This is a genomic window from Marinicellulosiphila megalodicopiae (genome assembly GCF_045862395.1).
GTDB lineage: Bacteria > Pseudomonadota > Gammaproteobacteria > Pseudomonadales > Natronospirillaceae > Marinicellulosiphila > Marinicellulosiphila megalodicopiae.
The window spans coordinates 3,682,318-3,704,425 of sequence record NZ_AP023087.1; the positions used below are offsets into that span (position 1 = coordinate 3,682,318).

General features: G+C 35.7%; 22 protein-coding genes. 3 read left to right on the plus strand and 19 right to left on the minus strand.

Annotated features, from left to right (window positions below; genetic code table 11):
* Positions 1 to 6: 6 nt before the first annotated feature.
* The 13 genes from TYM08_RS15870 to TYM08_RS15930 all read right to left on the minus strand — a co-directional run bounded on the left by TYM08_RS15870 (position 7) and on the right by TYM08_RS15930 (position 12,240).
* On the minus strand, positions 7 to 1,173 hold the full coding sequence (locus tag TYM08_RS15870; RefSeq protein WP_422380127.1) for an acyltransferase family protein: 1,167 nt from the start codon (positions 1,171 to 1,173) through the stop codon (positions 7 to 9).
* A gap of 5 nt (positions 1,174 to 1,178) precedes the next feature.
* Positions 1,179 to 2,018, minus strand: a complete 840-nt coding sequence (locus TYM08_RS15875) for an ABC transporter permease subunit (RefSeq protein WP_422380128.1) — start codon at positions 2,016 to 2,018, stop codon at positions 1,179 to 1,181.
* A complete protein-coding gene (locus TYM08_RS15880) occupies positions 2,015 to 2,833 on the minus strand; it encodes a carbohydrate ABC transporter permease (RefSeq protein ID WP_422380129.1) in 819 nt (272 codons plus the stop codon). The genes TYM08_RS15875 and TYM08_RS15880 overlap by 4 nt, the downstream gene beginning before the upstream one ends.
* Before the next feature lie 6 nt (positions 2,834 to 2,839).
* Complete coding sequence (locus TYM08_RS15885; RefSeq protein WP_422380130.1) at positions 2,840 to 4,969, minus strand: glycoside hydrolase family 3 C-terminal domain-containing protein; 2,130 nt, start codon at positions 4,967 to 4,969, stop codon at positions 2,840 to 2,842.
* 145 nt (positions 4,970 to 5,114) lie between these two features.
* Positions 5,115 to 5,561: a MarR family winged helix-turn-helix transcriptional regulator gene (locus TYM08_RS15890; protein WP_422380131.1), complete on the minus strand. Its 447-nt coding sequence runs from the start codon at positions 5,559 to 5,561 to the stop codon at positions 5,115 to 5,117.
* Between the two features lie 15 nt (positions 5,562 to 5,576).
* Entirely contained in the window at positions 5,577 to 6,722 is a 1,146-nt protein-coding gene (locus TYM08_RS15895) for an Acg family FMN-binding oxidoreductase (protein ID WP_422380132.1), read from the minus strand.
* Positions 6,723 to 6,785: 63 nt separating this feature from the next.
* Entirely contained in the window at positions 6,786 to 7,325 is a 540-nt protein-coding gene (locus tag TYM08_RS15900; RefSeq protein WP_422380133.1) for a YaeQ family protein, read from the minus strand.
* A gap of 98 nt (positions 7,326 to 7,423) precedes the next feature.
* A complete protein-coding gene (locus tag TYM08_RS15905) occupies positions 7,424 to 7,852 on the minus strand; it encodes a DUF2141 domain-containing protein (RefSeq protein ID WP_422380134.1) in 429 nt (142 codons plus the stop codon).
* Positions 7,845 to 8,288 carry a nuclear transport factor 2 family protein gene (locus TYM08_RS15910; protein WP_422380135.1) on the minus strand — a complete coding sequence of 148 codons (444 nt, stop codon included), beginning with the start codon at positions 8,286 to 8,288 and terminating at the stop codon, positions 7,845 to 7,847. Before TYM08_RS15910 ends, TYM08_RS15905 begins: the two co-directional genes overlap by 8 nt.
* Positions 8,285 to 9,031, minus strand: coding sequence for an SDR family NAD(P)-dependent oxidoreductase (locus TYM08_RS15915; RefSeq protein WP_422380136.1), 747 nt, complete (start codon positions 9,029 to 9,031; stop codon positions 8,285 to 8,287). Before TYM08_RS15915 ends, TYM08_RS15910 begins: the two co-directional genes overlap by 4 nt.
* Positions 9,021 to 10,214, minus strand: a complete 1,194-nt coding sequence (locus TYM08_RS15920; protein WP_422380137.1) for a class I SAM-dependent methyltransferase — start codon at positions 10,212 to 10,214, stop codon at positions 9,021 to 9,023. Before TYM08_RS15920 ends, TYM08_RS15915 begins: the two co-directional genes overlap by 11 nt.
* Positions 10,211 to 10,951 (minus strand): DUF1365 domain-containing protein, encoded by a 741-nt coding sequence (locus TYM08_RS15925; protein WP_422380138.1) that lies wholly within the window; start codon positions 10,949 to 10,951, stop codon positions 10,211 to 10,213. The genes TYM08_RS15920 and TYM08_RS15925 overlap by 4 nt, the downstream gene beginning before the upstream one ends.
* Positions 10,948 to 12,240, minus strand: a complete 1,293-nt coding sequence (locus TYM08_RS15930) for an NAD(P)/FAD-dependent oxidoreductase (RefSeq protein ID WP_422380139.1) — start codon at positions 12,238 to 12,240, stop codon at positions 10,948 to 10,950. Before TYM08_RS15930 ends, TYM08_RS15925 begins: the two co-directional genes overlap by 4 nt.
* Positions 12,241 to 12,386: 146 nt before the next feature.
* Between TYM08_RS15930 and TYM08_RS15935 the strand changes: the two genes are divergently transcribed.
* The gene (locus TYM08_RS15935; RefSeq protein ID WP_422380140.1) at positions 12,387 to 12,929 is read left to right on the plus strand and encodes a sigma-70 family RNA polymerase sigma factor; all 543 of its coding nucleotides are present in this window, start codon (positions 12,387 to 12,389) and stop codon (positions 12,927 to 12,929) included.
* On the plus strand, positions 12,926 to 13,558 hold the full coding sequence (locus tag TYM08_RS15940; protein WP_422380141.1) for a ChrR family anti-sigma-E factor: 633 nt from the start codon (positions 12,926 to 12,928) through the stop codon (positions 13,556 to 13,558). Before TYM08_RS15935 ends, TYM08_RS15940 begins: the two co-directional genes overlap by 4 nt.
* 70 nt (positions 13,559 to 13,628) lie before the next feature.
* Here the strand turns inward: TYM08_RS15940 and TYM08_RS15945 are convergent, their stop codons facing one another.
* The 6 genes from TYM08_RS15945 to murJ all read right to left on the minus strand — a co-directional run bounded on the left by TYM08_RS15945 (position 13,629) and on the right by murJ (position 21,685).
* Positions 13,629 to 14,120, minus strand: coding sequence for an NYN domain-containing protein (locus TYM08_RS15945; protein WP_422380142.1), 492 nt, complete (start codon positions 14,118 to 14,120; stop codon positions 13,629 to 13,631).
* On the minus strand, positions 14,120 to 15,073 hold the full coding sequence (ispH, locus tag TYM08_RS15950) for a 4-hydroxy-3-methylbut-2-enyl diphosphate reductase (RefSeq protein WP_422380143.1): 954 nt from the start codon (positions 15,071 to 15,073) through the stop codon (positions 14,120 to 14,122). Before ispH ends, TYM08_RS15945 begins: the two co-directional genes overlap by 1 nt.
* 12 nt (positions 15,074 to 15,085) lie before the next feature.
* Positions 15,086 to 15,511 carry an FKBP-type peptidyl-prolyl cis-trans isomerase gene (locus TYM08_RS15955; protein WP_422380144.1) on the minus strand — a complete coding sequence of 142 codons (426 nt, stop codon included), beginning with the start codon at positions 15,509 to 15,511 and terminating at the stop codon, positions 15,086 to 15,088.
* A 144-nt stretch (positions 15,512 to 15,655) separates the two neighbouring features.
* Complete coding sequence (ileS, locus tag TYM08_RS15960) at positions 15,656 to 18,766, minus strand: isoleucine--tRNA ligase (protein WP_422380145.1); 3,111 nt, start codon at positions 18,764 to 18,766, stop codon at positions 15,656 to 15,658.
* A gap of 405 nt (positions 18,767 to 19,171) precedes the next feature.
* On the minus strand, positions 19,172 to 20,098 hold the full coding sequence (gene ribF / locus TYM08_RS15965) for a bifunctional riboflavin kinase/FAD synthetase (RefSeq protein ID WP_422380146.1): 927 nt from the start codon (positions 20,096 to 20,098) through the stop codon (positions 19,172 to 19,174).
* 42 nt (positions 20,099 to 20,140) lie between these two features.
* Positions 20,141 to 21,685 (minus strand): murein biosynthesis integral membrane protein MurJ, encoded by a 1,545-nt coding sequence (murJ, locus tag TYM08_RS15970; protein WP_422380147.1) that lies wholly within the window; start codon positions 21,683 to 21,685, stop codon positions 20,141 to 20,143.
* Between the two features lie 150 nt (positions 21,686 to 21,835).
* Between murJ and rpsT the strand changes: the two genes are divergently transcribed.
* The gene (gene rpsT / locus TYM08_RS15975; RefSeq protein ID WP_422380148.1) at positions 21,836 to 22,105 is read left to right on the plus strand and encodes a 30S ribosomal protein S20; all 270 of its coding nucleotides are present in this window, start codon (positions 21,836 to 21,838) and stop codon (positions 22,103 to 22,105) included.
* Positions 22,106 to 22,108 lie beyond the last annotated feature (3 nt).

The following is a 22,108-nucleotide window of genomic DNA, read 5'->3' on the forward strand; positions in this document are numbered from 1 at the left end:
ATTGGATCAGTTAAATGATTGCGACCATTTTTGCACAGGTCGCTCAATTAAGTAAAACGACAATGTAGCGATAATGTAAGAAAAAATAACCGTTAGCGTCGATGCCATAAAAAAGACTGATAAATGCTCAGTTTCAAACACACCATAACTTTCATACAAAAAGGTTTGAATTAACTCAATAATCAAAAAATGCCACACATACAAACCAAACGAAATCTTGGCAGTGAACGCAAAAAAGCGATTATCTAATATTCTGGCAGCATGTTTAGTAAACGGTAAACAAATCAAGGTTATCCCAATTAACATTGGAAAAAACGGCCAGTAATAAGGGATATTCAAAAAGGTATCATAGCGTTGAAAATACACATAAATGACAAAGGCAAACCAATTAAACAATATAAAATAATCAAAACCTTTATCAGAAGTTTGTTTTTTATCAATTAAATACACTAATAAAGCTGACGCGACTATACCAAAGAAAAAATGCGAAAATAAACTCATAGGGTTGTATCCTGGCATCCAAATTAATGCGCCACCTGTTAATCCATGCTGCCAGCCTCGCCCTTCATTAATGATTGGCATAAATTTATAGATACAAACATGAATCATAATTGTTAAACAAAATATAAATAACAAATAATATAACGCATCTGTAAACGGTCTATTTTTTAAGAACCTAAACAGACCAAGCATCACCAAAAATAATAACACATAGGAAAACACTTCAAATCCAATAGACCATAACGGCCCATTAACATCAGCTGGAAATAACGTTACATAATGAAATTCGTTTAAAAATAATAAACCTGAAATGTATCGCACGATTAACTGTGTATCTAACGTTGAATCAAACACCATAAAAGACAACACAAACGTTGCGGTTAAACTCAAGTAAAAACCAGGGGCAATTCGAGCGAATCGTCTTAAAAAATACACACCGGTTTTAGGCATTTGTGTTTGATTAATATGCGCCTTCCAAAAAGGGTAGGATAACAACGCGCCACTTAAAACAAAAAACATGCTCACCCCAATATTGCTTTGAAAACCCAATTCAATAAACGGAGCCAGCCAATCTGGAGTGTGCATGGGATTCATGCGCTGTGAAATATGATGTAAAATAATCATTAAACATGCAATGGCACGTACGCCATCAAAACCTATTAATTTATTCATAATATTTACTCTTGTGAAATCATATCAGCGTTAATGAATTTAAGAATGAATCTTGATAACAATGCCAAAATGATAATAGGCACGATCACTAGGATATTCATCAACATCAATGATCCATTGGTAACTGGGCCAAAAGGTGCGTCACCTGCAACAATGGTATGAGCAAGGCCGCGCTCAATGGGATCTCCTACAAAAAACTGACTAATACTGTAACTATTCCAAATGATTGCAAATTGACTAAGAGCAACAATGGCAATTACAGGATACAACATCGGTAAAACTAATCTTAAAAAGATTCGGCCTTCTTTGGCACCTTCTATTCTCGCCGCTTCTAACATTTCTTTATTTAATACACTTTCTAAATATTGCTTGATCACAAACACACCAAACGCAGGAATTAAGACAGGCAGTAATGTACTAAAGCTTCTTGCTGTAAAAAATGAGATAACGGGTACTTGAGTTAAAAAACTTAAATATTGCTCGGCTAATTTTAATGTTAAAAACAATGGCACCACATTCACAATAAACGGAATCATCATAATGATCACAAGTAAAATCATCACGGTTAATTTAAAACGGAATTCATAAACCGCTAATGCATAAGCCGTTAAAGTAGCAACGGTACATCCAACCAAGGTACCAATAATGGACACTTTAAAACTTACCAATACGGCATTAAATCTAATTTTACTAAATTGTAAGGACACATAAGTAGACTGCCAACGATCCCAATCTAAAAAAGGTTCCAAATATTTAAAAAAGGGACTGACGACCATATAAGCGATAATCGCCATAAAAAAAGTAGCATAACATTTAAGTAACCAATTTCTAATTACATAACTCATAGTTGTTTCTCCTTTAATGCCTGTCTAATTTTTTTGTAAACGAATATAAGAAACACAATAATCAGTAATAAATATACATAGGTCCAAGTAAATACTGAAGCTAATCCCATATCACCAGCTTGCCATAAAAATTGAATCATAAAATCAACGGCTCGAGCTTTACCGATTAACATTACGATTGAAAGCACAAACATCATTGATATCATTTTTTTCATATGGGGAAGCTCAATTGCAAAAAATACCTTTACGATAGACGCCCCTTCTAACTTTGCTGCTTCCAGAATATTTTTGGGTACACTTTTTAGAACCATATAATAAATAAGCGTAAAGAACCCCGCCAACTTATATATTTCAACCCAGGCATCCTCAAAAGCGACGTCCATTAAATCAAGTCCTGCAAACGCTCGAGTTTTTATATCTATATAACCCGCACCAAATTGCAATGCGAGCTCTGACACTACATAAGGTGTAATTAGGGCCAGTAATATCCAAGCCTGACTACTTTTGAAGCAATAAGTTATCAATTTTGAAAATAACAATGCAAAAAAATGAATAAAAAGCACACTAACTACAAGAAAAACAATTAAACTTGAAAAAAGACTATTAATATTTTTTTCATCATAAATCAAAAAATAATTATCCACTCCTACAAAATCAATATTTTCACCTTTAAACTCTTCAAGTAAAAACCAATAGTGAAAGGACATAAACAAGCCGATAATATATGGCAACAAACTGACAAGAAAAAATATAATAATAAACGGCGTAATAAATTTATACGCACTGAACTGATTATGTGGCGTTAACTTACTCATTATTTATTACCTTCTATACTGACAAAAATTAAGATATTCATTTAACTCTATCCAATCGCCGGCTTTATCTTGTACCGACAAACCATATCCATACGGAAATTTAGAGTCATGGGTTTCGCTTGCTATAAAATTATAGAAATCACAGCTACGCATTGGCCATGTACTTGATAAAATACCCGAGAAATCAGATACCGCTTCGTCATTTTTATCCCTAAATAATAAGTCCATCAATGCATTTATTTCACTTCCAGGACGCCATGCCATTATAAATGCATCGGCTTGATTCATTGCAACTGGAACTGCATTAGGTTTGGTGGACAGATAAACCACCACAATTTCAATATCCAACTCTTCAATAACCTCTAGTAAGTTAGACTGTGTAATCGGAGGACCATTTAAAAAAGCATTAAACCCCACCAACTCTTCTTGAGTAGGTTCATTCATAACATAAATTAATCGATCAAATTTAGAGACATATTCACGAATTTTCTCACGATATTTTTCTAAATACATATCGTATTCTTTGCCTGAAAATTCATAACGTAAATCTGTCCCCTCTTCTGCATTTAATTTATCAATTTTTAATTGCTCTTTTGCAGGTACTATTAATTCCATTTGAATGGGAGATCTGACTAGTTCACGATTAATTTTCATTGTGGATTTGTAGTGTTGATTCATTAAACTCTCAAGCACTCGATATTCATTTAAATATAACGGATCAATAATGGTTGCGCCATCAGTATAAGGAACAAATGCTTTACCAAATTTCACACCGTTCTTATTATTTGGATAACCTAATTGATAGATACTATCGCCTATCGCTTCACCTGCAATTAGATAATTTCCAGTACGATTCATAGGAATAATATTATTTTCGTTTTTTAATAAAACCGTAGATTTTTTCACTAATTTATTTGCTAATTGTTCGTGAGAATCGATTATTTTTTTATACCCTATCATTTGGTCACTGATTTCACTTGGAAGCAATCCATCAAATAATCCCAAACTCATTTTAACGGATAATATTCTTTTAATGGCATCATCAATTCGGCTAATTTTAATCTTTCCGTTCTTAACGGATTGAATCGTATTATTAATAAATTCATCAACACGATCATTTTCACGGGAGCTTGGTGCTAACATTACAACATCCACTCCAGAGTTTATTAGCCGATCACATTGCCCAACCCAACATCCATCGATAGAGTCTGCCAGATTGGCACTTGCGATCACAACCCCTTTGAAGTGCATTTTTTCTTTAAGGTTGGTGATGGTATTATTTTTAACATCAGCACTATCAAACTGTTCAATGTTCACACCCAAAGCACCAAAATTTAAAGCATGAAGATAATTATTAGATAAATAATTTTTATCTGTATCAAAGTTAATATCGTCTGACACTGATATATTCACAACACTAAATACTCTTGGTTGACTCAACAAACCTGCGTAATATGACGATAAAAGTTGAATACTTTTTAAAGGATGCTCAGATATTGAATAATTAATATCATTATTAGAAACGCAATTAAAACCAGTAGACAAAAGTTGTTCTGCTATGGCTTGCCCTAACTCAGTGGTTAATTCGGTATCATTTGCAGCACCAATTGCATAAGAATTCGCAAACATGACTGCTGTTGTATCAAGATAGTTACCCACACTTTGTGACATGCATATAAAAGGAGGTATATAAGGGAACTGTTTGTTATGACTATTTTCAAAAATAGATTCATAAAACTCATCATTTTGACTTATTAAACGACTTTGCTTTTCGCTAATAACAAATCGATCATAATGAATATTACCAATATTCAGATCTAACAATTGAGCGTCATCATAATAACTTGGCACACTGATCATCTGACCAATTTTTTGCGCTAAACTCATATTTTTCAACATTGTATCGATGCTGGTTAATTGTTCATCCGTCAAGGTAATTGGATTTTTTATATCAGGCCATTGTTCTAAATAATAACCTTCCATTTGATTTTTAATTATTTCATTATCAAGTACAACCTCAGGTAAGGTTTGATCAAAGTATCGATACAAACTAACTGTAACAATCAGACAAATTCCACTTAATATAAGCATTATCTGTTTAAAACTAAGGTCTTTTATATTAATTATAGTCTTCATAATTTTATCTATGACTTAGGAATTAAGGGTTAATTTTATTGTTTACATGATCATGGCGTTATCCGTTTTCCATCATCATGCTAATTTTACATTTTTCAAACTGAACGTTATCTGAACATAACCTGAACAACAGATATCTACCCAGTTATCGATTAGAATCTAAATACATCGATATCTTTTTTAGATCTGGAAGACTATTTTCAAAAACAGTCATACCCACCTCTTTGATCATGGATTCAAACACAGGTCCAATATTTTGAATGGCAAGTTGAAATGACTTTTCGCCAAAAGCAGTTAACTGAACTTTTTTTGATCGACCATCATGTGGATCTGATAATATTTTTATATATTTCATATTTTCTAATTTTGACAAAGTATTACTCATGCTCGGTCTTGTTACCTGAAACGCAGAAGCTAACATCGCTGGTGTTTGAGTGTCATTATGTCTACTTAAATGCGCTAATACATTAAAATGAGACATCAGCATTGATTTAGGTAACACACTTTCAACTTTTTCTTTTGATAATTGTTGAATAATATGTATAGCTCTAAAATATTCAAAGACTTGATTATCTGTTTCATCTTTTTTCATAATGGACTCAACTTCTTAAATAAATATGGTGTCTACAGACCAGCGTGGACTCGGATTTGACGGTTTAGCGTATCCAATTCTGGCTAACATTTGTAATCTTGCTGGGTTTTTAATACCCAATAATGAATGGATTTTTGCATACAACTCATTCATCGCTTTATATTCTTGTAACGTTTGACTAACAGGGTGAATCGCCAAACCTAATTGAGTAGCTTTTAGATTTAACCTTAAATAATCCGCCCCTGCATTTAATTGATCTATTCTTGTATTTTGTTTACTTGTAATCCACACAAACCCATTTGATGAATCAAAAACACTTTTAAGCCTTTTTAAATAATCCACAACCGCAGGGTTGTTAGGATCATAAAAAGACGATCGATTTAACAAGCCTGTTGCTGATAAAGCCTCTAATAATGGACCACCTAAATCAATTCCATCGGGTTTTGATTCAATTTCGTTTTTACCAAATCGCATTAAATCGGCACTTTCTTTTAATGCTTGTTTTTCACCAAATTCAACCGCCATGCCATCAAAAATTATTTGTTTTAATGGCTGTATATCTAGGCTATTAACCGTTCCTTCTACCAAATGGTGAAATTCACCCTTTAATAACTGCTCTAATAATTTAGGCTCAACTTTCCGCTCAGACTCAAAAGTTTCTTTTGTAGATCGGCGTTTTAAAATTTGATTAAATAACGGATCAATTTTTTGTGTTTCATGTTTTATAACAATACTGGCTATTGGATTATTGTCTAATTCGTGACCATCACTTTTAGGCTGTCCGTCGGGAAATTGAACAATATCCGTGGATAAACCTAAACTGCCTGCTGCGATTTTAAGCTGCTCTAAGAAACAACCTAACCCAATTGTTATCTGTCTATCATAAGGATCCGTTTGTTTTAACCGTCTATCTAAATCACAATACAGATCTATTTGATTGTCATTAATTAATTCCACTTTCCAAGGCTGTCTGTTATGTGGGCTTGGCGCTAAAATGGCGTAGGCCAAACAATTTAACCGAACATCATCAAATTCAAATTCGGTATCACTCCAAGGGGTTAATGCTTTATGTGGCGTTCTGGTTAATGACCAGGTTGCACCTGTTCCAGCTAAAACAGTAATAGACCCTAAGCCAGCTTTTAAAATAAATCGACGTTTCATACATTCACTCAAATATAGTTAGATATCAAACTACTTTCAAGTATTCTTTTTTAAAATTTCAATTTAATTCACTTTTACTACACTGATGTTAATTGTTTTATGGGTATTATTGTCAGTAATCATAATCTCAGATTCATCAATATTGATTTGTAAATCCAACGCACGTGCGTATAACGACTCTAAATTTTTAGCGTCTTCGTCATTGATTTTAAATATATCCATTTTTTTCTTAGGTAATTTACTTTCCATTTTTTTGAACCACGGATCAAAGCTTTTTTCATCGTAACAATACAAAATTGAATGTTTTGATCGATTGGCTGCTTTTTTAAGTCTTGATTCGTCAGGTAAACCTAACTCAATCCATAATTCAATGGTGTCTGTTAAGTCTTTTAACCATATTTCAGGTTCGTCTGAAGTGCTTAAGCCTTTGGTGAATTGCAAATCTTCTTGAGCATTGATGGCAAACGCTAATAATCGAATCATTAATCGATTTTCGTTTTCAGAAGGGTGTTGAGCGAGTGTTAGGTGATGATCTTGATAATAATGACGCGTCATATCCGCAATGGATATTTTTGCTCTTATGACAGTTGCACTGATAGCCATGAAGTTCTCGGTAAAATAAAAAAACTGATTTTACCGATTCTTAAGAAATTGTATACAGTGCAACGGGTGATTGCATGATTGCAATGCGTTAATGCGTGCTATGCATTTTCCAAATCAATATCAAATACATGATCGCCATCAACTTGCTGTTTGGCTTTTTTGAATTTAGGCGGACCAAAACGCGGTCTATGCTTATTAGATAAACCGACAGGCTCTTTTGGTAGGCCAATAAAGTTTGTTTTCATTTCGCCATTACTGTCTAAATCATAAATAGCCGTTGCCGCGTACTCGCCTTTTGGTAAACCATCAAACACACAAAAGGCTTGGTTATTTTCATCGATTTGAACCGTCATTTCTCTAACGGCATCTTTTAAAAAAGAATCGTCATTATCAAATAAAGCACACATAATCTGACCTTCTTGATAAGTGGCGCCTTTAATATCAATGGTGATTGTCACATTATCTTGAGCTAATGCACCAAAACTTGCCAATAATGTGATGGTTAATAATATAATTAATTTATTCATGTATTTTTACTCGTTTTATAATTTTTTTGATTAAAAATCCAACAACTGGAATGTGTTTATAGAAATGCTCGCCACTGTCCCAAAAATCGATATGTCGATTAATTAAACCGGCTTGGTTGATATGCACCAAACTCATTCCTTCAAATTTCCACTGGCCTATTATTTTGATTTTTGCCGTAAATGTCCAATGAAGTATGGTTTGTGCGCCATTTTCATTTATTTCTATATGATATGGGTTCACATTAAAGTGGGCATCTTCGCTATTTTCTACAAAGTGTTGCATCACTTTTATAAATTTATCTTTACCAAATACATGGTTAAACGGATCTTTAAATTCTATGTCATCACTTACCACTGTAAATAAATCATCAAGGTTATGACTCACATACGAAAAGCTGTCGACATAGATTTTTAGATTAGACTCAATAATACTCATGCTTGTCTCAATAATTGTTTGGCTGACTTATGCATCGGTAACCACGATAAATATTTCATCATCCAGTAGAATCGTTTAGGAAATACAGTTTCAAATTTATTGGATTGTGTTGCTTTAAATATTTGATCAGCGGCGTATTCTGATGTCACCATCATTGGCATTTTAAATGTATTTTTGTCAGTTAGTCGGGTTTTCACAAAACCTGGCGTTATTAATTTCACATCGATATTCGTATTTTGAAAATCAAAATACAGCGTTTGTGCATAAGAAGTTAATGCCGCTTTTGACGCACAATATGCTGAAGCGTTGGGTAATCCAATAATAGAAGCCATTGAACCGACTAAACAAATTGTGCTTTTATTGGTTTGCTCAAGTAAATAGGACACAGACTTATTAATTAACTGAACATGAGCTAAAAAGTTAATGTTCATGATTTTTTGAAAAGTATCGAAATTATTTTCAAGTGAAGGGGTTAATTCATAATCCCCTGCGTTTAAAATAATCAAATCAACTTGATATTTAAATACTTCAGTTATGGCATGATCAACCGATGATTGATCTAGCAAGTCCAAAACACAGACACTCATATTTTCATATTGTGTCTGCATGGCATATAATTTGTCTTTACTTCTGCCACTTATAATTACATGCCAACCTTCATTATGATATTTAAGCGCAGAGTCATAACCCAAACCAAAACTGGCGCCCACTAACCAAACGGTTTTTTGTGTATTAGAGTTCATCTTGTTTTTCCAATACGTAAATTCGAACATCAATATTTTTACTCTCAAACCCTGCTTGGCAGTATTTTAAATATAAATTCCACATATTTTTAAATTCATCATCGTAACCTAATGGTTTAATCTCATCCCATTGTGCATTAAAAGACTCCCACCATTGTTGTAATGTTTTTGCGTAATCTAAACCAAAGTTTAATTGGTCAACGACTTTGAATTTATATTGATCAGACAATTCATGCATAATTTGATTAGTGGGTAACATTCCACCAGGAAAGATATATTTTTGGATAAAATCCATATCTTTTTGGTAACGCTCAAATCGATTTTCTTTAATAGTAATCACTTGTAATATTGCTTTACCATTTACATTTAACAATGTATTCAGTTTTTGAAAGTAGGTATCCCAATATTCTTGACCGACGGCTTCAAACATTTCAATAGAAACGATTTTATCAAACTTACCTTCTAAATCTCGATAATCTTGGTATCTAAAATCGGCCTTTGAAGGATGTTCGCACTTTTCATTGGCGACAACTAATTGCTCTTTAGATAAAGACACACCTGTGTATTCAACTGGCTTTTGTGCAAGTAGCTGTCTTGAAAATCCACCCCAACCTAAACCAATTTCCAAAACTGTTTCATCTTTTTTGCTATCTAATTGATCAATAATAAATTGATATTTATTTGCTTGAGCTTGCTCTAAAGTATCGTCTTGATTTAAATATAAGGCGGATGAATACGTCATGGTTTTATCTAACCATTTGTCATAAAAGTCATTACCTAGATCATAATGGTATGAAATATTTTTACGACTGCCTTTTAATGTATTTTTATTTTGTTGATGTTTGATAAATCTAATAAATTTTAAAATGGCGTGATTAGATTTTTGTTTGTCTAATAATTTTTGATTTTCTAAGCCCCATTTAAACAAACCCAATAAGTCATCACAAACAAGATCACCGCGAATATAACTTTTACAAACACCGTTAGTACCTTCTAATAAAACCGAGGCGAAAAAACGCCATTTTTTAACTATTAACTGACAAGCCTGATCTCCTTCACCAATGGTTAGCGTTTTATTGTTAGGTAACACAACTTTTAAACTGCCGTTATAGGCTTGTTGAAATAATTTGTAAACTAGACGATCAAACATTCCCATTTGGGATGTGTATGGTAATTGTGTCATGGTAACCTCTTAGTAAATTTCTGATTCTTCTTTACTATACGAACTTTTTTGCAAATTAGTTTAACCGCTTGCCAATAAATTGCGAAAAGAACCTTAAATGTCATCAAAGGCATGGATAAAAATTGCTTTAACAACGCGCTATCAGTGATTGCATGGGCATTGCCATTAAAACTGGCGGTTAATATTTTTTTGTTATTTTCATCAAACTCATCTATGTGAACTTTGATTTTTTTACCTGGAAAGGACATATCAAATTGATAAGTCATGTTTAACTCTAAAAAAGGCGAGACGTAAAACTCTTTTTGTTGAGAATGCCTCATTGTGTCTTTTTGTACATCTTTAATGTAATAACACTCTTCTTTGAATGTGTTATGTACTTGATAGACTATCTTTTTCAGTTTCTTTTTTTGATCAAACAGGTAATACGTGGTCAACGGATTAAACACAAACCCCAATACGCGCGGATACGCAAGCATATAAATGGACTCGAACGATTCAAATTGATCGTGTTTTTTTAATACGTCTTCCACTTTGTCTCGAATAGAGCCAGTTTGATGATGATCTTTGTTATGCACACTGAATAAATTAAATCGATTAAATGAAAACCATTTCAGTTTTTTACTTAATGCTTCTAATTGATCCACATTGATATAAAAGGACGCGACGTTATACACAAACTGATTCACTTTTGGTGAATAGCGCTTATGAAACACTTTGCCTTTATATAATTTATTCATTTGTGTACCGTAATTCTTGATTGAGATTCGTCAAATTCCCATGGGCGATTTTTACCACCTAGTTGCTCTGCAACGGCTAGGCCAGATTGTAAGCCGTCTTCATGAAAACCAAATCCAAAATATGCACCACAAAACCAAGTGCGCTTTTTGCCTTGTAATGACCATAATTGCTTTTGATTAATGCTGGTTTGTTCATTAAAACAAGGGTGATCATACAAAAAGCTCGCCACAATACTGTCACTTTTTGGCTCGTGCGTGGGATTAAGTGTCACAAATATATTTTGATCAGTTTTTAAAGGCTGTAATTCATTCATCCAATAACTGACACAAATATTCTCACTTTGCTTGTCGTATAAATAACTCCAAGGCGCCCATGCTTTTTTACGTATTGGCATTAAGGATTCGTCAGTATGTAAAATGGCGCGATTACGTTGATAAGGAAATTGCGACAACAGTGCAGATTCTTGCTCAGTTGGTTCTTCTAATAAAGACAATGCTTGATCACTATGGCAAGCTAAAACCACATCATCAAATTCATATTCGTTTGACTGTCTATCCACTATTACCACTTTATCGTCAAAACGTTTAATAGTTTTAATGGCGCAATTTAAATGGATATTTTCTTTATATGGTTCAATAATTTTATGTACGTATTGTTTTGAGCCACCCACAACGGTAAACCATTGTGGACGCTCTTTAAGTTGTAATAAACCGTGATTCGCACAAAAATTTAAATAGGCTTTAGCTGGGTAATTAAGCATTTGGTCAGCAGGGGTTGACCAAATGGCGGCACTCATTGGAATGATATGATCATTCACAAAGCTATCTGAAAACTTATATTGCTTGAATAGCTCTCTTAATGTGGTGTGTTCATCTAACGAGGCTTCAATTTTTTTATGGTTTTTATAAAAACGTAAAATATCCCAAACCATTTTATAGAACTTAGGGTTAAACCAATTTCTTTTTTGCGCAAATAATCCACCAATGCCGTTGCCGCTATATTCAAACTCACCATTATTACGGCTCACTGAAAACCCCATATTAGTTGGGGCAGTTTCCACGTCCAGTTTTTTGAATAAATTCACTAAATTTGGATAATTGGGTGGGTTAAACACAATAAAACCCGTATCAACAGGTACATCGCCCACCATTTGAGTATTACTGTGCCCACCTATTCGGTCGTCCTTTTCAAACATATGTACTTCTGCTGTCTGACTCAGTAACCATGCGGTGCTTAGTCCACTGATTCCTGATCCTATTACGGCGATTTTCTTTTTTGGCTGGCTCATAAATTACTCAATAATTGTCGTTGTTATTATTATTACGTGAATTATTTTACTTTGGATGAATCCAATTTTTATTTTGCTACGTACAAGAAGAAACATCAAGAATATGGTAACCTGTCATGCAACTCAAATCCGTAAAGGTTGACTCCATGCAAACCCAAACCCCTTCATTTAACGAGCTATTAATTAAGCTTGCTGAAGTAAATGATCGTTTCGTATTTAAACGTATATACGAGCACTTTGCCCCACGAGTTAAGCAATACTTAATTGGGTTAGGTTGCTTACCCGAAATAGCAGAAGAGCTGATGCAAGAAGCATTAATGCGCGTTTATCAACGCGCTCATCAGTTCGACGCCAGTAAAGCACAGGCATCAACGTGGATATTTAGAATAGCACGTAATCTAATGATCGATAATCTACGTAAAGATAAGATAACACCGATGCAAGAAGAATACAGCGCCAGTGAAATTGAGTTGGAATACGAACACCAACCCATGCTTGACGGTAAAAAGATTCAGCAGTTAATGCAGTCTTTACCTCATGATCAAACACAAGTCGTGCATTTAACCTACTTTTTAGGGTTATCGCATTCTCAAATTGCTCAAAAATTATCGATGCCAATTGGTACCGTAAAATCAAATTTGCGTTTAGCTGTTAAGCACTTACGAAGCGCATTGGAGGTAGAACTATGATTCAACATCACCCAGACATGTCCACATTAATCAGTTACGCAGCTGGTGCACTAAGCAGTAACTTTACACAACTTGTAAAATGTCATGTTGAAAACTGCTCCGATTGCCAAGCTAAAATTCAAGAAGGCGAGCAACTTGGTGGGCAACTACTAAATATGCACCCTTCAAGCTCTGAGGCGACACAAACCAGTTCATTTGATGATTTTTGGAAAACAAACATTAATGAACGTGTGTTTTCAGAAGCAAACATTGTCGCGCCTACTTCTTATGAAGACATGATTGAATCATTAAAAGATGGTCAAAAATGGAAATCATTAGTACCCGGTATTGGTCAAATTAAATTAATGGATGGCGCTCAAGGCACATTACGTTTATTTAAAATTGCACCAGGCATGGCCATTCCATTACATACACACAATGGCAATGAGATGACTTTAATTTTGAAAGGCTCTTACAGTGATGAGCTTGGACGTTTTAAAGCGGGCGATGTAGCAGATGTAGATGATGATACTGATCATCAACCCATAGCAGACACTGGCGAGCATTGTATTTGCTTGATTGCAACCGAAGCGCCGTTGAAGTTTAAAGGGTTATTGCCAAGATTGATGCAACCGTTTATTGGATTGTAACTCTGTCTTGTAGAAATAAAAAAAGCCTCTATTTAGAGGCTTTTTTTTGCGTATTGATTTTAATAAATAATTATAAAAGCCAATCATAATCAATAGGAATATATTTATTGGCACTATTAACTAATGACTGTGCAGTTAATCTTTTCACACCAAACACCTGACAATTCACTTCGTAATCCATGCGAAGTTTTTGTAATAATAAATCGAAATCCCCATCGCCTGATAATAAAATCAATTGATCAATGTCTTTTGCGCAATCCATGGCATCAATGGTAATGCCTACATCCCAATCGCCTTTTGCACTGCCGTCGATTCGTTGTATGTAATTTTTTAGTTTTACATTAAAACCAATGTGTTTGAGCATGGTTTGGAATTTGTGCTGACCGTCATCGTCGCGTCTTGTGGCATATGCATTAGCTACCACTATGTCACCTTGGGTTTTGGCGTATTCAATGAACTTGCGATAATTAAATGACTTATCAAAGGCTTGTTTGGTTGTGTAATAAATGTTTTGTACATCAACCAAAATCGCTATTTTTTTTCTTGCTGCTGGCTCTGTCATTAAAGTTCCGTCTTATTGACCATTCTTAACTCTTTTGGAATATTGAATGTCACGTTTTCTTCAATGCCTTCAATTTCTTTTGGATTATTTGCACCTAATGCTTTTAGTCCGTTGATTACTTGTTGAACTAATATCTCAGGGGCTGATGCGCCTGCTGTGACACCAATTTGTTTGGCATTGTCCAACCAGTGTTTTTCAATTTGCTCTGGTGTGTCTACTAAATATGCTTTTGCACCAATTCGTTCTGCCAGTTCGCGTAAACGATTTGAGTTGGATGAGTTAACTGAGCCAACCACAATCACTACATCGCATTCTTTTGCTAATACTTTTACTGCGTCTTGGCGATTTTGTGTGGCGTAGCAAATATCATCTTGTTTTGGGCCTTGTATATTAGGGTATTTCTTTTTAAGAGCATCGATGACTACATTACAATCATCCATACTTAATGTGGTTTGGGTAACAAACGCTAATTTTTCAGGATTATTGACTTGAAGGTTTTGCACGTCGTTGACGTCTTCAACCAAGTACATTTTACCGCCTTGGCTTTCATCAAACTGCCCCATTGTGCCTTCTACTTCTGGGTGTCCTTTATGACCAATTAAAATACATTCGTTGCTGTCTTTTGAGTATCTTAAAACTTGTAAATGCACTTTGGTTACTAATGGGCAGGTGGCATCAAATATTTTTAAGTTGCGACGTTTCGCTTCATTTTGCACGGCTTTTGAAACACCGTGCGCACTGAATATTACGATTTTACCGTCTGGTACTTCATCCAATTCTTTAACAAATACCGCGCCTTTACTTTTTAGTTTTTCTACGACAAATTTGTTATGCACCACTTCATGACGCACATACATTGGCGCGCCGTGTAAATCTAATGCACGGTTTACAATGTCGATGGCACGATCAACACCAGCACAAAAACCACGGGGATTGGCTAATTGAATTTCCATTATTTTATCTCTCTAATTAACTTCTGCAACTTTCACTTTAAACACAATTTCTTTGCCTGCTAATGGATGATTAAAATCCACTTCCACCCATTTTTCATCCCAAGATTTAATGACACCTGGTAATTCAGAGTTATTGGCATCGGCAAACGAAATGATTAACCCTTTTTCTAGCTCGATGTCTTTGGCAAAATCTTCGCGCTTCATATTTTGAATATTTTGTGGGTTGGGCATGCCAAATGCTTTTTCACTTGGAATGACTGTTGAAGATTCATCTCCTGCTTTTAAGCCGATTAATGCTTCTTCAAATCCTGACATCAAACTGCCGTCGCCCATTTTAAAGGTAGCGGGTGCTTTATCAAAATTACTGTCGATGATTTGACCGTCTTGTAATTGTAATTCGAAATTTAAACTTACTTCACTTGCTTCATTAATAGTCATATTTTTTATTTCTTTTGTCTGATATAAAAATCCCGCTTTCGCGGGATTTAATGAGCTCTTTATTTATTATGCAAACTGACGGGTTTCGCCATCATCATCCACTATAAAATCAAGAGTTAATAACCTAACATCAAGCTTATTGATTTATTTAGTCAACACTATATTTAATTGTTCACCATCTACGTCAAACTCTATTGCGTCAGTGAGTTGTGTATTCACCATAGTATTGGCTAACGTTTCTTTGGCAATGTGTTCACGATGCGCTTCGATTGCTTGAGTGAGTTTTTCTGATGCACTAAATTGTATGTCGATGCGATCTTCTACGTTAAAGCCACTTTCTTTACGAGTACGTTGAATACGGTTAACCACTTCACGTGCCATACCTTCCAGTATCAGTTCGTCGGTTAATTGCGTGTCAATGTCGATTGAGATATAACGATTCGATAACGCTTGCGTGCCTTCTTTTGCTTCACGGAAGATTAAAATATCTTCTGGTGCAAATGTTTGGCCTGCTAGCTCTAACGAACCAACCTCTTCTAATTCGTTCAATTGCGCTGAAGGTAGTTTAGAAATCATCCCCATAAACTTGCCAAATTCTTTACCTAGGCGTTTACCTAATACTGGTGAATTTGGCTTAGCGTACAATTTAATGTAGTCGTCTTCTTGTGTTGAATATTCAACAGTTTTTACATTAAGTTCTGACTGAATATAGCTTTCTAGTTTTGAAATTTCAGTCAGTAGCGACTCGTCTTTATGCACAACAGTTAAACGCGCTAATGGCGTTTTCACTTTAATCTGTACTTGATTTCGTTTTTGACGACCCAGCAAAATAATTTGTTGCATGCGATCAACTGCATCTTCCAATACAGGATTGATTTTTTCGTCAACGGCTACTGGATAGTCGCGTAAATGAACGGATTCTGCAGGCTCGTTACTGTCGAATTTTTTCAACTCTAAGAATATGTGTTCTGACAAAAACGGCGTAAACGGCGCCATGGCAATGGTCAATTCTTTTAAAGTTAAAAATAACGCAGTGTAAGCTTCGCACTTATCTTCGTTTAAACCTTCTTGCCAGAAACGACCACGGTTTAAGCGAATATACCAGTTGGTTAAATCTTCAATGAAGTTAAATAATGCAGGCACAACGTTATAAAGTTTGTACTCGCTCATTTCTACTTCGATGTTTTTCTTTAATGTTTGCAGTTTTGAAATTAACCAGTTGTCGGTGATATTTTCACCTTCGCGTGCGTGTTCTGCATAATTAAAGCCATCAAGTTCGGCGTATGTGGTAAAGAATTTAAACGAATTAAACCAAGGCAATAACACACGGCGCACCATGTCTTTTACACCGGCATCCGTAAAGCGTTGTTCTTCGCCACGAACCAAACCTGAATTAATTAAATATAAGCGAAGTGCGTCTGAACCAAACTCTTCCATCAAAATATCTGGCGAAGTAAAGTTGCGTAATGACTTACTCATTTTTTTGCCATCTTCGGCTAATACCAAACCGTTTACAATGACATTTTTAAATGCAGGTTTATCAAACAACGCAGTCGATAAAATCGTTAATGTGTAAAACCAACCACGGGTTTGATCAAGACCTTCAGCAATAAATTCTGCAGGGAAACCATTTTCAAATATGTCTTTGTTTTCAAATGGGTAATGCAACTGCGCATAAGGCATGGCACCGGATTCAAACCAGCAATCGAATACATCTGGAATGCGCTTATATACGCCTTCTTCACCAGCAATAGTAAAGGTAACATCGTCTGTAAACTCACGATGTAAATCAGTTAATTCAATGCCTGAACAGTTTTTCAACTCTTCTATAGAACCGACGCATTTCATATTGTCAGTGGTGTCGTTGATCCAGATTGGAAGCGGTGTACCCCAAACTCGAGTACGTGATACTGCCCAATCTCGTGCATCTTCTAGCCATTTACCAAAACGCCCATCTTTAATGTGTCCTGGTACCCAGTTAATTTCTGCATTGTTGGCGATCAAACGTTCTTTGATTTTTTCAACTTTGATGTACCACTGTGGAATAGTACGGTAAATTAATGGCATGCCAGAGCGATAACAAAATGGGTAACTATGTAAATAGCTACTGTGGTCAAACAACGCACCACTTTCTTTTAAATCTTTTATGATGTTTTTGTCGGCGTCTTTAACATATTGGCCTTCGTAATCGCTGACCTCTTTTGTAAAACGACCTGCATCATCAATCGGGCAAGCTTCTACTTGAATGTTATGTGCTTTAACAATGCGATTATCGTCTTCACCAAATGAAGGCGCTTGATGCACAATGCCCGTACCATTATCGGCACTGACGTAATCATCACTTAAAATCACAAACGCACCCTCATCTTTAAACGATGAGAAGTAATTAAATAACGGCTCGTAACCGCGACCTTTTAATTCGCTGCCTTTAAAAGACTCGCCAATGATTTCTAATTCTTTTTTCTTGTACGCTTCTACACGCTCAGCTGCCATAATAATGATTTTACCATTAGCATCTTTCACACGTACGTAATCTAAATCTTCACCAATACATAATGCTAAGTTTGACGGCAATGTCCATGGCGTTGTGGTCCATGCGGCAAAGTATTCATCTGCGTCAGTGGCTTTAAATAAAACCGTCACAGCTGGATCTTGTACGTCTCGGTAATCAAGGCCTGCTTCAAAGTTTGACAACCCTGTGCCAAGTCCCGTTGAATACGGCACCACTTTTGTGCCTTTATAAACGTAATCGTTATCCCACAGTGTTTTAAATACCCACCAGCAAGACTCCATATAACTTGGGTCCATGGTTTTGTAGTCGTTATCAAAATCGACCCAACGACCTAAACGCGTCACGGTTTTTTGCCATTCGCCAGTAAATGTTAATACAATTTTACGGCATTCGTCGTTATAGCCTTTCACGCCTAGTTTTTCTAACGCGTCGTGAGCGGTCATGCCCAGTTTTTTATTAATTTCTTGTTCAATCGGAAGGCCATGTGTGTCCCAACCAAAACGGCGCTGAACATAGCGGCCTTTCATGGTCCAGTAACGTGGCACAATGTCTTTAAGTGTGCCCGCAAGCAAGTGTCCGTGATGCGGCAAGCCTGTTGCAAACGGTGGCCCATCATAAAAAATGAAAGGTTCTTTATCTTTTGTTTGCTCTAACGACTTCTCGAAGATTCGATTTTTCTCCCAAAACTCCAATACTCGCAGCTCACTGTCGACAAAAGAGAATTGACCTGATTCCTGACTCATTGTGTAACCTTATTAACCGATATTTTATGGTGGCGAAGTGTATCATGCCTAGTAAGGTTTGACACTTAGCCTGAACGAAGAATTAGCGCTAAAATACACTAAAATATAATTAAGAAGAATGCGAACGCTGCTTATCTAACAACTGCCATTAACACGCTCAACCACGCCCGAAATGCATATCTTACTGTCGTTTTTAAGCCATTATTTATTCAGTACTAACGTCCTTTAATTTCAGATTCACACTTCACTTCTTGAATTTGATATATACAAAAATCCCGCTTTCGCGGGATTTAGTGACGTCTTTATTTTTGTTACAAACCTACTTTTGATGCAATCATCAAAAAAATGCAAAATTTGCACTTACCCACTTAACGTTGTTTTGCAATTAATGGGATCAGTCATATTTCAATTCGCTTCTTGGAAAATAATTTTTGCTGTATGAATGTCTTGTTGTATTTGAGCTTTCAATTCTTCTAACGAATTGAATTTTTTTATATCTCTTATTTTTTTTACAAAACGCGTTTCAATAATTTGATCATAAATATCTTGATCAAAATCTAATAGATGCACTTCTAAAATCGGCTTAAAACTATTGATTGTTGGTCTTGCGCCAACATTAGCAACAGCATTCACCGTTTTATTATTTATTTGGACAGTACAGGCCCATACCCCATCAATTGCTGGCAACAATGTTTTTAAACTGATGTTTGCCGTGGGTGTATTAATTGTGCGGCCTAAGTGATTACCATGCACCACTTTACCAATAATCGAGTATTCTCGACCTAATAAAGCATGAGTGCTTTTAATGTCGCCTTGTTGTAAATGTTTGCGTATTAATGAGCTGCTAATGCGCTTGTTATTGGCTGTGACACTTTGAGCTTGTTCAACTTGCACACCCATTGGCTTAAGTGTGTGCTTTAAAAATTCAAAGTCGCCGTCTCGATTACAACCAAATCGAAAATCATCACCTACGATGATGGCTTTTGCATTTAATTGTTTTAATAAAATATCTTCTACAAATTGTGTCGCCGATAATGTCTGAATGCTTTTATTAAACCCAATACAATATGCAGTATCGACCTTGTAATGATCCAACCAATGCAATTTATTACGCAAATTGGTGATGCGACATGGCGCTTTTTCTTTTAAAAAATATTCTTTAGGTTGCGGTTCAAAAAAACAAGCAACGGATTGCCAGTTGTTTTGCTCGGCTAATTCATTAGCTCGCTTAATTAATGCCTGATGACCTAAATGCACTGCATCGAAGTTTCCAATGCATACCACGGACGGTTGCTGCTGGTTCAATACTGTCGGATGTTTGTAAAAACGCATAAATATCAGTGAATAATCGCAAACACGCGATTATACGCTAGGTTAATTGCTTTTTAAATGACGAAATCTTATGCCTAACAGCATCAAACTGATTACGTAAATTAAGATCCCCGAAACCACTAACATTAAAAGTGTTTGAACCTGCTCAAACTTAGCTACTTCGCCCCACCAAATTGGTTCTGGACTCAACCACATCAAGCCTAGAATCATTGCGATAGCGCCCATTATTGCTGACATCCAGCATCTTATTTCTTTTAAATTGGGTTTAAGCATATTTTGTTTAATCATCACAATAATTAAAAGTAACGCATTACTCCAAGCACTGATGGCTGTAGCCATTGCTAATCCTACCCAGCCAAATATAGATGCGGCGATGATATTGGCAATGATATTTACCCCAACAGCAATCAGGCCAATTTTAACAGGGGTTTTGGTGTCTTTACGGGCAAAAAAGCTAGGCACCAGTACTTTGACCAACATAAATGCTGGAATGGCACAGGCATAAGCGGTTAATGCCTGAGACGAGGCAAGCACATCGCTGTATTTAAACTTTCCGCTTAAAAACAACGTAGACAACATCGGCAAAGCTAAATACACAAGTGCAGCCGCAGCTGGAATCCCTACAAACAACACAATGCGAATGGCCCACATCACTGTGTTTTCAAATGACTGCGCTTCTTTTTTAATAAACTGTTTTGATAGAACAGGTAAAATCACCGTTGCGATAGCAATGCCAATAATACCCAAAGGCAATTCAGACAAACGTAAACCGTAATACAACCACGACACGACATTCCCTTCTTTAAACAAGGTAGCGATTGCACTGTCGATTAATAAATTAATTTGTGTGACCGACACTGCAAACATACCCGGTAACATCAATTTAATGATTTCAGATGTGCCTTCGTGTTTTTGCTTAAAACTTGGCCAAACCAACAACCCTATTTTTTTTAATTCCCAAAGCATAAACAGACTTTGTAATATTCCAGCTACCACTACCGCCCAAGCTAAAACAAACACTGAATAATTAAAGTACTGCGCCACAAAAAGTGCTGCCACTATAAATGAGATATTAAGTAACACTGGCGCAAAGGCGGGAGCGAAGAATTTGTCGTAGCTATTAAGCACACTACTGGCTAAAGAAATAAACGTGATAAACCATAAAAACGGAAAGGTGATTCTTAACATGTCAGTCATGATGCCATAACGAGGCGAATTTTCTCGATCCGTGAAAAAGCCATAACCAAATACAAAAGAAAATACAGGTGTAAAAATAACACCAATTAAACACAATATACCGACAAAACTTAGCAGCCTCGCCAAAACAGCTTTAAACAAAATGGCCGCATCTGCTTTTGAGTTTTGCTGCGCTTGAGTAAACACTGGCATAAATGCCTGACTGAATGCACCTTCTGCAAAAATTCGTCTAAAAAAGTTAGGGATTTTAAACGCTAGAAAAAAAGCATCCGTTGAAGCACTGACACCAAACACATTGCCAATCACCATATCCCGAACTAAACCCAGTATGCGAGAACATAGTGTCCCTACTCCAACTAATGCAGACCTTCCAATTAATTTTTTACTCATAAATCATCAAATTAAACTTTATCAAATTGGATTGTACTTGATTCAAAAGTTAGTCTCTATATATTCAATATGATTGAGTTAGCTATTGACAAAATTGAATTGCAAACGTAAAATCCGCCCTCTTTTTATTCACCCATACAGGAGAAGATCGTGGCAAATTCAGCTGGATCTAAAAAACGCGCACGTCAGGCTGTAGTACGCCGCGCACACAATGCAAGTCTACGTTCTATGTCACGTACTTACGTTAAAAAAATTGACGTTCAAATTGAAGCAAACAACTATGAAGCAGCAACTGAAGCATTCAAAACTGCTCAACCTCTTCTAGATGGCTTAGTTAACAAAAACATCATCAGCAAAAACCGTGTTGCTCGTATGAAAAGCCGTTTGAATGCAAGAATCAAAGCACTTAAAGCTGCTTAATTC